Genomic DNA, 12,823 nt, shown 5'->3' on the forward strand with positions numbered 1-12,823 from the left:
GCATGTCATTGGCTGAAGACATCCGCGTCCATACGAAAGAGGGGCATATTCCTTGGCCGACAGCGTCATCGGTATCGACTTCGGGGGATCGGGCATCAAGCTCGCCGAAGTGAGAACCGTCAAAGGAATTTCCACGGTCCTCAAGCAGGCCTATATGCCCCTTGAACCCGGGCAGGTCGTGGACGGTGCGCCGCTGCCGTCAGCTGCAGCAGGTATCGCTGCCGACCTGAAGGCGTTCCTGGCAGCTGAGAAGTTCACGACCCGCGATGCCGTCATGGGGCTGAATTCTGTGGACGACATCTTCGTGAACCGGGCCAGCGCGCCCTGGCATCCGCCCAAGGACTTCCACTCGGCCATCGGGTTCGATATCATCGCTGACCCCTCCCTGCTGCTGGGCGCGCCCGAAGACGTCGTACTTGACGCCGTCATCTTCGGTGAGTTCACGGACCAGGCAACAGAAAAGCGCCTGCTGGACGTGCTGCTGTGCGGAGTGACGTCCAAGGTGGTAAACACTCAGGTGGAGATCCTGCAGAAGGCAGGCCTGAACCCCTCGGGAGCAGACCTGTCAGGGCTCGCAGCGCTGCGGGCCCTTCCCCTGGTGCAGCGCCCGGCCGATAACCTGGACGTCATCGTCGATGTCGGCCGCGACGCCCTCTCAGTGCTGATCCACGACAACGGCAAGCCCTACTCGCTGACCCTGCAGACCGGTGCCGCCGGACAGGAAGCCAGCAGGACGATCTCAGATGCCCTTCAGGATGATGACGTGGAGCTCATCAGCCGCGAAAAGGTCGTCTTCTCCCGTGACTACCGGGTCCGGCGCGCCGTGGATGACTACTGCTTCACCGCCGTCGGTGCTATCCGCGGAGCCATTCAGTCCTACCTGGACCTGCGCAAGTCGCCTGCGTCCCTGGCCGGCATCACCCTGATCGGCGGCGGCGCGCTGCTGCACGGACTGCGCGAAGCCATCCAGGACTCCCTGGCCATCAGCACGGTCATCGGCAAGTTCGACCCCTCCATCCAGGGAAACCCTGAACGGTACTACCTCGGTCCGGTGCTCAGCGCCGATTACACGGTCGCAGTCGGCCTGGCGATGGGAGCAACAGCCTGATGGCACCCGAAAAGAAGAACCAGAAAGCACCGAAGGTGAAGCCAGCCAAGCCTGCAAGGGTGAAGACGCCGCCGGCGCCGAAGGCACCAAAGGCCCCAAAGGCGGAGAAGCTCCCCAAGGTGGACAAGGCTGCAGCGGCAGGCATCTGGCCTGAGAGCACCCGCCCGGCGCTGATGTTCCTGCCGGAGAAGGTCCGCGGCGCCCGCAGCCGGCGCCGTGCCACGCAGCGCGCGTCCCTGCTGGCCGTGGGTTTCCTGGGCCTGGCCGTGGTGGCCTACGCGTCCGTGGCCTCCGGGACTGCCGGAGCCCAGGCTGACCTGGACGAAGCCAACCGGATCACTGCCGAGCACACGAAGTACCTCGAGGAAAACTCTGCTTTCCAGGAGTACTACGACGGGTTCATCAAGCAGAAGAGTGCCGTGGCCGGCATCCTGGAGAACGACATGGCCTACTCCAAGGTCATCAAGGCGCTCAATGATGCCAACACGGTCGGAGCTGTATTCACCTCCATCTCCAAGTCCGAAGGAGCTGAAGGCTGCCCCAGCGTTGACCTGTTCACGCCGTCGGTCGCTGTCGGCTGCCTGGAAGTGAACGGGCGCCTGCAGTCCCTGAACGACGTCGGCGTCTTCGCAGCGTCCCTGGGCGACTCGGTCGAATTCCTCACCGACCCCTACGTCACCGAATCCAATGCGGGGGAGCAGGAAGCCACGTTCCGCCTCAGCATCGGCTACACAGACAAGGCCTTCAGCTTCAAGGGCGAGAAGTTCCGCCCCACCGAGGAGGAGCTTGCCTCCATCACCCAGGTGCCCGCCCCGGCAGCCGCAGAAACCATCGAGGAGCCGGCCCAGTGAAAACCCCGTCCCGCCACATCGCCCCCTACATCGTTGCCACCGCCGTCGCAGCGTTCCTGATCTTCCTGGCGTACGTGATGTTCTTCGTACCGAAGCTCAATGAGACCAAGGCCCTTGAAGACCAGACCGTTACGGTCAACGCCGCCAATCAGGCACTGGCGCTGAAGGCATCCATCCTCAAGGAAAACGCAGAGAACATCGGTGACCTGGAACAGCGGGTTGGCGAATTCAATGCCGCCTTCCCTCCCGGTTCCTCCCAGAAGGATCTGGTCGCGTCCGTGACCCGCGCGGCCGAGGAAGCAGGCGTTGAGCTCGTGACGCTGAATCCGTCAGTTCCCTCTGTCGCCATGGTCGCCGAGGAAGTTCCTGCTGACTCATCCGAGGCGGTGGAGACCGGTGAGCCGGACGTCGACGCCGCGCTGGAATCAGTTCAGGCCGATGATACGGCCGCCGCAGAGGCAGACCTTCAGGAGACGTCCGTGGCCATGGTGGCGCTGACGATCAATGCGCAGGGTACGCCGCAGGCGCTGCTCGTTTTCCTGGAGAAGCTCGAACAGCTTGAGCGCCCGCTGCTGGTCAAGACGTTCGGCATCGAGGGGGAGGGCAACCTGACGAACCTGAGCATCACCGCTGAATCGTTCTTCGTGGCGCCGCTGTCCAAGCCGGCAGAGGTCGTGGATTCCGAGGAAGCAACTGAGGCGCCGGCACCGGCTGAGGGAGATGAAGTGGCAGCCGGCAGCGAGGGTTAGTCCGTCACATATCACATAAAAGGTACACGTCGGCTTGCAAAGCGTCATTTCTCTCACGTAGCTTGTCAAACAACACTAAAGACTTGACAAGTAAGGAAATCACATGAAGAGCGCAACGAAGTACCTGGGAACCATCGTCCTGTCGGCCGGCCTGCTGCTGGGCGCAACAGCCTGCGGCGGAGACAACCAGGCGAAGGAAGACACTGCTGCTGCCACCGCTGCGGCTGCAGAGGAGAAGGCTCAGCTCACCGCGGCCAACGCTGTTGGTGCGATCGAGGACTTCTTTGAGGCAACGACGTCGGATGAGATTGCCGCTGCGTTCCCGGACGATGCTGATGAGAAGACCTTTGCGGCTGCCGCTGCGCTGACCGATCCGGAGGCGAAGTCTGCCGACGTCGCATCGGCCATGGCTGACTTTGCGCTGGTGAAGGTGCTGGACCCGAAGGCTGAGCTGTCGATTTCTGTTGATGAGTCCAAGGTCGTCATCAAGGACCGCACGGCGTCCGTCCCGGTGGAGGCCATCTCCGTGAAGTCCGGCGACAAGGTCGTGGAGAACTCTGCGTCCCTGGCTGATGAAGTCAATGACCTCGTTTTCCGCGACGGTTCCTGGCTGATTGCCTTCCCGGCTTCCGATGAGGCTCCTGCTGCTTCTCCATCAGCTTCTGCTGACTCCAAGAAGTAGCCCATAGCCTCCCTTTCACCGTGTTCCTTCACATCATCTATGTGTGCGGCGGAGGGTAGATTTCTCACCGCTTCCACTGCTTCTGTCGAGTCTGCTGAGGCCCTGTTCTGCACAACTTCCATGTGTGCGGACAGGGCCTCTTCTCTTCCCGTTCGGCCGACATGGTCCGGCTTCTCCGACCAGGTCTACGCATGGTCAATGGCGGGCACTCACGCTCCTCTGCCTGCACCCATGCAGGCAGGACCACCGCTGAGAGGAACAGTATGCAGACCAAGTCCAGGACACCCCGGGCCAAGACCGTGAGTGCCGCCGGCACTGCATCCGGGCCCGCCCAGCAGAGGCCGGCCGCAGCGCTGAAAGTCACCGCGGCAGTGCTGATCGCAGCCCTGGTCTTCACCGGCCTGATGGGCGTCATGTAGCCGGATCCTCACGGCACTGTTCCGGCCCCTGCCCGGCGGCGCCCGACATGCGCTTATCTACGCATGTCCATCCCTAGACATCCGCCCGGCGGGAACACCTTCTGCCGGATGCTGAGCATCAGGGAGATCCATTGACGACCACAGCCGAGGCACCCGGCAAGCCAAAGAACACTGAGTTCTTCTACCGGGTGAAGCTTGCCGGAGGAAAGACCGAGACAGGCAAGGCGTCCTACCCGTCCAGGGCCGCGCTGATCGCCAAGCTCACCAAGATGGACGGCTACGAGTCGATCATCGAAGTCCGGGAGTCCGGACTGCCGACGGTCGGCAAGAAGGCACGGCCAAAGCCCCGGTCCCTGGTTGCTGCCTCGCGCCAGCTCTCCCTGTGCCTTGAAGTCGGCATGGATGACCGGGCCTCGATCGACGCCGTTGCCGCCGGCGGTGAAATTGACGACACGGTGCTGGCCTACGGGCTCTCACAGGTATCCAAGGAGATGGGCGCCGACGGCATGAAGATGTCCGAGGCAATGTCCCGCCACCCGTACATCTTCCCGCAGCTGATGACCGAGACCCTGCGCGCCGGCGAAGAAGGCGGTTTCGTCGCACAGGCCGCAGCCCAGGCAGCCGACGACCTCGAAGCAGCGGATGACCAGCGAGCCAAGCTCAAAAAGGCCATGACCTACCCGATGGTCATCCTGGTGCTCAGCGCCGTGATCTTCGTGTTCATGATGATGTACGTCGTCCCCAAGTTCGGCGGACTTTACGACGAACTCTCCGGCGGCACCGCCGAGCTGCCGAAAATCACCCAGCTCGTCATGTCAGCCTCCGACCAGATGGTCTGGGCAGTCCCGGCCGTGGTCATCACCTCTGCCATCGTGGGCTTCTGGTACCGCAGGAACTCCCAGGAACAGAAGGTCCGTGAGTTCATTGACCCGCTGAAGTTCAAGCTCCCCGTCTTCGGCGGCCTCTTCCGCAAGATCGCCCTGAGCAAGTTCTGCAGCGTCCTGGCCTCCCTGACCGAAAACAAGGTCCACGAAATCCAGGCCCTGACGATCACCGCCGGTTCGGTCGGCAACGTCGCCATGGAGAAGGCCATCCTGGCCGCCCGGGACGGAAAGCTCCGCGGCGAGTCCATCGTCGAGCCGCTCTCCAAGGAACCGCTGTTCCCGAAGCTGCTCATCCAGTTCATGGCCATCGCCGAGGAAACAGGCGGCATGGCCAAGTCCCTGCGCGCGGTGGGGCGACTCTACGAGCGTGACGCCGACGCCACCACGAACAACATGGAAGCGCTCATCCAGCCCGTCTTCCTCATCGGCATCGCCGGCATGGTGCTCATCATCGCCCTGGCCGTCTACCTCCCGTACTTCTCCATGGGCGACATCGTCTCCCCGTACTAGGGAGCCGTCGCATCCTCCCGGAAATCTACGCATGTAGCCAGGTGCGGGCAGTTGCAGCCGAGCAGTCCGCGGTTCAACCTCCCAGTCCCGGCTTACTCGAAAGAGGTCACATCCGTTGACTAGCTCCACCCTTACCCTTGATCCGCACAAGCTGCGGGCCCACGCCTTCGGGCGGAAGGGCGATGACCAGAAGGCCGGTCGGGACGGCGGTTTCTCGCTGATCGAAATCATGGCCGGCATGGCAATCATCGCCATCCTGGCCCTGGCGATCCTGCCGCAGTTCAGCAAGTTCTTCGAGCGCGCTGCCGTGCAGAACCTGGCCAGTGAGGTATCCAACGCAGCCCTGCTCGTGGAGTCCGACTACTCCCTGACCGGCAAGTCCACCTACAAGCTCCCCGGTGTCACGCAGTCCGTTGCCGACTCCAAGCGCAGCTCCGACACCACCCTGGTCGGCTCCCTGCTGAAGGAAGACGGCACCCCTGTGGCAGCCAACGCCAACGGCTACGGCTTCCAGATCGTGGGCACCAACCCGGGCGTGACCAACTACACGGTCATCTACAAGTCCACGGGTTCGACCCCGGGCCTGGTCATCACACCGAAGTAACCCCTGCGGGGAGGCGGCCCATACCGCCTCCCCCGAGTGGTCCACCCTTTCGAAAAGAGAGTCACGCCCCTGATGACAGCAGGAACATCCAGCCCAGCTGACCTGAACGCATTCGTTGCCGGGACAGGCATAGCCCTGCTGAAGTCACTGCCCTCGCGCAGCAGCATCCAGGACCGCAGTGCCGCCGGCTGGGGTGACTTCATCCGCTTCGCCTCGAATGAGGCAACACTGTTCACGCCCGTCAACGCCCAGCTGAACGAATAGAAGGCAGAAGCCGTGAAATGGTTTAGGGGTAATTCCCGCAGGAAGGACAGGGGATCGGTGCTGCTTGAAGCCATCGTTTCCCTGGGAATTATCTCTGTGCTGACTCTCGGCTATACGGCCGCGGCCACCAGCGCCACCGTCACGCAGCGCACGGCCGTCAACGACTCCATCGCCACCCAGGTCACGCAGGACATTTTCGAGACGGCACGCGCCACCCCGTGGTCCAAGATCGGCACCAAGACCCAGCCTGTCGACGGACTGCTGGCCTCCGGGGCAACAGCCATCTACGAAACCTCCGACGCCCTTCCTGCCACGACGACCAAGACGCTGCGCGGCCTGAAGGTCACCGTGAAGACGGCAGTCGGATGGCAGGACGCCCCGGGCGGGAACTCCCAGTTTGGGACGAAGCTTGTCGTCGTCGACGTCTCCTGGCGGGACAACGAGGCGGACCCGGGCAGTGAGCACAGCCGCCGCGAACGCACCATCATCACCCCCGGCATCGGTGAGGCCGCGCCTTCGAAGGTCCGCTCCGCCAACGAGGCTCCCGTTGCAGACCCGCCCAAGATTCCCGCGCTGACCGGCTCCATCGTCTATGAAGGCCCCAAGGCCAAGGCCGCCTGGACAGCAGTAACCGGAGCAGACGCCTACACCATCCAGCACCGCATCAACGGCGGCGGATGGGTCACCAAAACCCACGCAGGCTCCCTGCGCAGCGCCCTGATCGACGGCTCGTACGGCGACAAGGTCGAAATGAAGATCCGCGCGTCCGGCCCGTCGGGGGATTCCTATTACAGCCAGATGGTTACTGTGAACCTCCCGGTCCCGCCCGGCATGCCGGTCGTTACGGGCACGGTGAAGAACACGCTCAACGCCGAATTCACCTGGGCTGCCGTACCCACTGCCACCTCGTACTGGACTGAAACCCGAACGAACGGCGGAGCCTGGACCGTGGTCGACAAGGCCCAGACGGCACGCACCCTCACTGTGTCGGCCACCGCCGGCGCCAAGGTCGATGCCCGGGTCCGGGCCAACCTCTACTCCATCAGCGGCCCGTATTCCGCGGTCTCCTCGGTGAGCATCATGCAGCTGCCCGCGGTCCCCGTCGTCACCGGCAAAGCGGACAGCCACTCTGCCGCGACCTTCACCTGGGCTGCAGCTGACCGGGCAACCTCCTACCGCGTGGAAAAGCAGATCAACAACGGCGCCTGGGCGGTCGTGAACGCCAGCACCACCAGCCGGTCCGCGACCGTGACGGGCAGCGGCGGTGACACGGTGAAGCTGCGTGTGCAGGCGGTCAATGCTGCCGGCAACTCGGCCTACTCCGCCACTGCGTCTGTGGCTCTGCCCGCCCGTCCGGCAGCACCCGTTGTGACGGGCAAGCTGAATCCCGCCAAGGAAAGCGCCGACTTCCTCTGGGCTTCAACGAACTTCACGTCCACCTACCGGGTCGAATACCAGTACGGCAACGGTGCTTGGCAGGTCCTGAACGCCTCCCAGAAGACCGTGTCGGCCACAGTCGCTGCCAAGGGCAACACCCAGATCAGCCTCCGCGTCCGTGCAGATAACGGTGCAGCCTCCTCCGACTGGAGCAAGACCGTATCTGTGACGGCACCGAACACCCCGATTGGCTGGAAGTACGAGCTCATGGGCGGCTCCAAGGTCATGGGTAACCCGACGACCGCAGAAGTAAATTCCGTCAAAGGCGGCAAATACCGGACCTATGACAAGGGCGGCGCGATCCTCTGGCACCCGAGCTATGGCGCCTACGCACAGATGCCGGGGCCGATGCGGGACAAGCACCTGGCCCTGGGCGGTCACGCAACCGGCCTGGGTTACCCCACAGCTGATGAGACGACAGGGCTGAAGGACGGCGGCAAGAGCCAGCCCTTCGAAGGCGGCACGATCGTCTGGTCCCCGGCCACGGGTGCAAAGGTGGTCCATTCAGGCATTGGAGCCAAGTGGGCATCGGCCAACTGGGAGAACGGGCAGCTGGGTTACCCGACAACCGACGAGGTCTACGGCCTCAAGGACGGCTGGGCCTACCAGAACTACCAGGGCGGGGCCATCCTCTGGGACACCCGGGCAGGAAGGGGCTACCTGAGCGTAGGAGCAATCCGCAGTGCATGGGCTGCCCAGGACTACGAACGCGGCCCCATGGGCTACCCGCAGTCCGATGAATACATCTGGAACGGCGTCGTCCGCCAGAACTACCAGGGCGGCTACTACACATGGACCGAAAAGGGAGGGGTGGTCACGCACCGATGAAAGCACGCATGACAGAGCGCATTCGCACCATGCGGCAGAAGGGTGCCCGGGACCGCGGCGTCATCATGATGTCGACCCTGATCCTGCTCGTCCTCATCTCCGGGACGATCTACGCCATGGTCTCCACGACCGGCCGCACCATCAACAGCGCGACCCTGAACAAGGACTTTGGGCAGGCAGGCCTGCTGGCCGACCACGCCGTCCAGGAAGCCATCTTCCAGCTCAACGAAAAACCCAACGCTGCGAAGCCGACAGCCGGCGACCGTGCCTACAGCACCAAGGACGAAGACGGTGACGGCAAGAAGGACTGGAACTGGTACCTGGAGCCGATGACGGTCACCGGCACCAAATCCACCATCATCAAGGCGGAAGGCACCTACCGCGGCACAACCCGCAAGGTTGAGGTGAAGGCAGGTGCCCTGCTCGTGGGCGGATTTACCTCCAGGGCCTCGGACCAGCTCACCTACGAACTCTCCCCGGAGACAGCCTTCCACCACGCAGCCCTGGGCCGCTCGATCACCCTGCAGAACGGCCTCGGCGTCAGCGGCACCACCAAGTTCATCGACGGCCGCGTCGGCGTGCTCAAGGACAAGCCCGTAATGGACCTTGCACCCGGCACCGCTGCCGTCAACGCAGCGAACTACCTGCTGTACGGAACGGATGCCTCAAAGGCAGTAATCTCCCCGTCCTCAAGGATCCCCGCGGGCCTGAAGCTTGACTCCAAGTTCATCGACGAGAACATCATCCGATGCGGCGGCATGCCCCTGGATCCGTGGCGGGCGTCCGAGAACGGCGGTGTCCTGGTCGCTAACGGCAACACCGGCTGCTACTCCCTCATGGACTTTGACGTACCCACGGCCATCATCGGTTCCGGTGCTTTCAACGCCTTCGTAAGCGGAAACATCACGGTCAAGGCCAACATCACCGGCGCGGCATCGGCTGGCCTGAACATTTACACCAAGGGAGGGGTGGACTTCAGCACCGAGGATGCATCAGGCACGTCGATGACGGTGAACAACACGTTCGTCTACGCGCCCAACGGCACGTGCCGCACCGTGGTGAAATCGGACCCCTCCAAATTCCGCTCGACATCCAAGGGCCTCACCTTTACCGGTTCCCTGGCATGCGACACCGTCAAGGCCGCCGGCAAGTTCACAGCCCGCGAACCGATCGGGCCGCTGGGCGGACGCAGCGCCAACATCCGGCCCGGCGACACCTACAACAGCGAAGTCTGGTACCTCGTCGACTACAAGCAGCCCTCCGGAGTGCGCAGTTGAGGGGCCGGCCGACCGGCGGGATACGCACAAACCCATCCAGCCGCACACAAGGGGGTATGGCAGCAATTAAGTTCAGGAAAAAGGCAATGCGCGGGCGGGACCGCGGCGCAGCCCTGACCGAAATCCTTGTCGGCATCGCCGTAGGAATCATGGTCCTTGGCGGCGGCGCACTCTTCTTCGCCAACGTGAACAAGAACAACGCGAACAACGCTGCCCTGCAGACGAAGAACACGTCCATTTCGGAAGCCCTGGACCGGGCCTCCCAGCAGGTTCAGGTTGCCGGCACCATCCTCATGGCTGCCCCGAACGAGCTCGTCATCTCCTCCAACGAAAGCGACTCCGGCGACCAGGTCATCACCCGCTGGGTGAAGAGCGGCACCACCTTTTACCAGCAGACCTGGACCGGCGCCGCCAACGCCTACCCGTTCTCGAACAACTCCTGGATCCCTGTCACCAAAACCGGTGCCGCTGCCCCCAACGGGGACGGCAGGCAGGTTACCCGGACCGCAGTGGACGAGATGAAGGCCGATGCCCCGGCGATCTTCACCTACTACGGCATCGCCGGCAGCGCGCTCTCCGTTTCCCCCGCGCTGAGCGCCAAGGACGGCGGTACGACCGCCATCAAACGCATCGCCATCCGTCTCGCTGCCACTGCCGGTGAGGCCGGAACAGCAGAGAACGCCACCTCGGCTTCCCTGCGCAACGGAACCGGCGGTGTCTCCGACGGCGCTGCCGCCAGCCCCGTCTGCCCTGTCCTGTCCTTTGATGAGCGCGAACAGGGCAAGCCTGTGCTGCGCTGGACCGTGGTTCCCGGATTCAGGGACTACGTCATCTACCGCAACGCTGCCGCTGTCGCGACTGTGAACGTCGCTGCCGGCAAGACCGTCGGGGAGTGGACCGACAACTCCAACCCTGCTGCAGCCGGTGACGCAGTGACCTACACCGTCTACACCAAGGCAGCGAACGGCACCCTGTCCTCCGGATGCCGGCCGGCAGTCTGGCGTGCACAGATCGCCAACCCCGTCTGGAGGGCCACCTCCGTGCTGCCCTCAAACCCTGAAGCAGTCGGCTGGACCTCAGGCGCCCACGCTTCCCTGACCACGCCGCGCATCGTCATCAGCTGGGATGCCGTCGCCGGTGCGTCCGGCTACGAACTGAAGTACCGCGAAGTCAACGCCTCCACCGGGGCTGCCATCGCCGGTAAGACCGACTTCCTCAACGCGCCTGACTTCGCGCAGGGATCCGCTGCAACCACCTACACCTGGAACGGCGGCGGCTGGGGCAAGCGTTACGAATGGTTCATCAAGGCCACGGCACTCTCGGGCCAGTCCCAGGAGTCCGTCCGCATCCAGACCCTGACGCACCCGACGGCACCTGCCGGGCTGGCAGTCAAGGCCGAGTACGGCACCGGCAGCGACCGCCTGACCACCGGACGCAATGTCCTGACATGGAAGTCCGCCCCCACGGCCACCAGCTACGAGATCTGGCGCTACGCCAACGGTAAGACCTCCGGTACGGCCACCAAGGTGGGTACGACCTCTGCCCTGACGTTCACTGACCCGGCAGCCTACGGCACCCACTACGCCTACTACGTGGTGGCCAAAAACAACGGCCCCCGCGGTGTCGATGCTGCCCAGCAGCCGGTAACCGAGATGCGCTCCAGCCCTGCCCCGGAAGCCAAGGCCACGCCCAAGGCCGAGGTGAAGGACAGGCTGCAGTTCCCGCCCATCCCTGAGATGGTTCCCGTGGGGGAAAACGGCACCAGGGACCTCGAGGGAAGCAACCGGATCATGTGGAACCGTGTCGCGTCCGCCGAAGGCTACCTTCTGGGCCGCACAGGCCGCGGCGGCGGTGCCATGACGTGCCTCGTGGATGACTGCTCGGCGGCCAGCTACTCTGGCATCGACGCGAACAGCTTCAACGACAAGGTGTCCCGCGGCACCCAGTACGACTACTGGGCCAAGGCCTACAATGACACCGGCATGAGCGTGGAGTTCTCGGTTCGCGGTGCCACCGTCACCCAGCGCCCGGCTGCTCCTGCACTGAAGGTGACCCGCAAGCCCGACCTGTCCAGCCCGGCCGCTTCCTTCTCGCTCACCCCTAACGGTGATACCGGAAACGCTGCCAAGGACCGGTTCTGCACAGAGACGACGTGCACGTACCAGCTCCTGAAGGACGGCAAGAACTTCGACACCGCCAAGGGCGCGAACGATTCCAAGGCCACCGTGGACTGGACGAACATCTCGAACGCCGAGGGTGCCACCATCACCTACAGCGCCAAGTCCCGGAACCAGGCACTGACCAACCAGGGCTTCAGCGATGAAGCCAAGGTCACCGTGAACACCTACCCGGGCCAGTTCGCTGTCCTGGACTGGGCCGGCGACGCCAGCGGCAACCGTGCCGAGCGGTTCAACCTGGATCTCCGCAACATTGAGATCGGAGGGTCCTCCTACGGTGCCGTCCAGAACGCCTACTCCACGCTCACCTGGGCGCGTTCGGCAGGGGCCAGCTCCTTCACCATGAAGCGTGCCTCCCTGGCCAACGACAGCACCGGCTCGTCCAAGGGCCTGCCGTCGGGCACGAACCTGTCCAGGACGGTGAACAACGGCGCCGGCGGCACCTGGTCGGAGATCGCAGCGCCCGGAGCCACCTACCGCTACGAGATCACTGCGAAGGCACCCAACGGCCTGACCCGGTCCGTGAGCAACCGGGCCAGCTTCACCACCCCGGCTGACATGTCGCGCGAAGGCAAGCAGATCATCGTCTGCTCCTCGCCCGGCTACAACAGCCAGCAGCTGCTCGCAGCCCGGATGATCGACCTGCAGCACACCCCGCGGTACGGCGCCTGGCGCAGCATCACGGTCAAGGGCCTGGAGCACATCAGCGCGGACAACCGCGGCTGGGTTGAGTCCTCCAGCACGACACTGGGTGCCGGCGGTTCACACCAGGTGATGAACAGCAACGGTTCGCCGTACTACAAGGGCTTCACCTTCGGACAGGACATCTGGACCAACGGCAACGGCGGCCCGAACTCCGCACGGCTGAGGCTCTCCCTGATTGCCCTGGCACCTCCCGGTATCGGGTGTGCCCCGGCAGGCCAGAGCGGCAACGCCCTGAAGGAGCCGACCTACCCGTGCTACGGCTACGTCGAAGGCACCACCTGCCAGGCCGTGAATGACCAGAACCGGCCCCGGTGGGTCACCAAGTAAT

The 12,823-nt window shown here is 64.0% G+C and carries 11 protein-coding genes; all 11 read left to right on the forward strand.

The annotated features are described in order from the left end of the window. Positions 1 to 52: 52 nt before the first annotated feature. The 11 genes from pilM to ACSLGO_RS04590 all read left to right on the forward strand — a co-directional run bounded on the left by pilM (position 53) and on the right by ACSLGO_RS04590 (position 12,822). Positions 53 to 1,108 (forward strand): pilus assembly protein PilM, encoded by a 1,056-nt coding sequence (pilM, locus tag ACSLGO_RS04540; RefSeq protein WP_436400127.1) that lies wholly within the window; start codon positions 53 to 55, stop codon positions 1,106 to 1,108. Next, positions 1,108 to 1,959 (forward strand): hypothetical protein, encoded by an 852-nt coding sequence (locus ACSLGO_RS04545; protein WP_436400129.1) that lies wholly within the window; start codon positions 1,108 to 1,110, stop codon positions 1,957 to 1,959. The genes pilM and ACSLGO_RS04545 overlap by 1 nt, the downstream gene beginning before the upstream one ends. After that, positions 1,956 to 2,708 (forward strand): hypothetical protein, encoded by a 753-nt coding sequence (locus ACSLGO_RS04550; RefSeq protein WP_436400131.1) that lies wholly within the window; start codon positions 1,956 to 1,958, stop codon positions 2,706 to 2,708. The genes ACSLGO_RS04545 and ACSLGO_RS04550 overlap by 4 nt, the downstream gene beginning before the upstream one ends. Before the next feature lie 103 nt (positions 2,709 to 2,811). Further along, on the forward strand, positions 2,812 to 3,390 hold the full coding sequence (locus ACSLGO_RS04555) for a hypothetical protein (protein WP_436400134.1): 579 nt from the start codon (positions 2,812 to 2,814) through the stop codon (positions 3,388 to 3,390). 263 nt (positions 3,391 to 3,653) lie between these two features. Then, positions 3,654 to 3,809, forward strand: a complete 156-nt coding sequence (locus ACSLGO_RS04560) for a hypothetical protein (protein WP_436400136.1) — start codon at positions 3,654 to 3,656, stop codon at positions 3,807 to 3,809. A 131-nt stretch (positions 3,810 to 3,940) separates the two neighbouring features. Next, on the forward strand, positions 3,941 to 5,203 hold the full coding sequence (locus ACSLGO_RS04565) for a type II secretion system F family protein (protein WP_436400137.1): 1,263 nt from the start codon (positions 3,941 to 3,943) through the stop codon (positions 5,201 to 5,203). A gap of 115 nt (positions 5,204 to 5,318) precedes the next feature. Next, the gene (locus ACSLGO_RS04570) at positions 5,319 to 5,807 is read left to right on the forward strand and encodes a prepilin-type N-terminal cleavage/methylation domain-containing protein (RefSeq protein ID WP_436400139.1); all 489 of its coding nucleotides are present in this window, start codon (positions 5,319 to 5,321) and stop codon (positions 5,805 to 5,807) included. A 72-nt stretch (positions 5,808 to 5,879) separates the two neighbouring features. Continuing rightward, entirely contained in the window at positions 5,880 to 6,071 is a 192-nt protein-coding gene (locus ACSLGO_RS04575; protein ID WP_436400140.1) for a hypothetical protein, read from the forward strand. A gap of 12 nt (positions 6,072 to 6,083) precedes the next feature. Next, entirely contained in the window at positions 6,084 to 8,336 is a 2,253-nt protein-coding gene (locus ACSLGO_RS04580) for a hypothetical protein (protein ID WP_436400142.1), read from the forward strand. An 8-nt stretch (positions 8,337 to 8,344) separates the two neighbouring features. Further along, on the forward strand, positions 8,345 to 9,613 hold the full coding sequence (locus ACSLGO_RS04585; RefSeq protein WP_436400143.1) for a hypothetical protein: 1,269 nt from the start codon (positions 8,345 to 8,347) through the stop codon (positions 9,611 to 9,613). A 56-nt stretch (positions 9,614 to 9,669) separates the two neighbouring features. After that, positions 9,670 to 12,822: a hypothetical protein gene (locus ACSLGO_RS04590; RefSeq protein ID WP_436400145.1), complete on the forward strand. Its 3,153-nt coding sequence runs from the start codon at positions 9,670 to 9,672 to the stop codon at positions 12,820 to 12,822. The last annotated feature ends 1 nt before the right edge of the window (position 12,823 follow it).

The sequence above is a fragment of the Arthrobacter sp. IK3 genome (assembly GCF_051337705.1).
GTDB lineage: Bacteria > Actinomycetota > Actinomycetes > Actinomycetales > Micrococcaceae > Arthrobacter_B > Arthrobacter_B koreensis.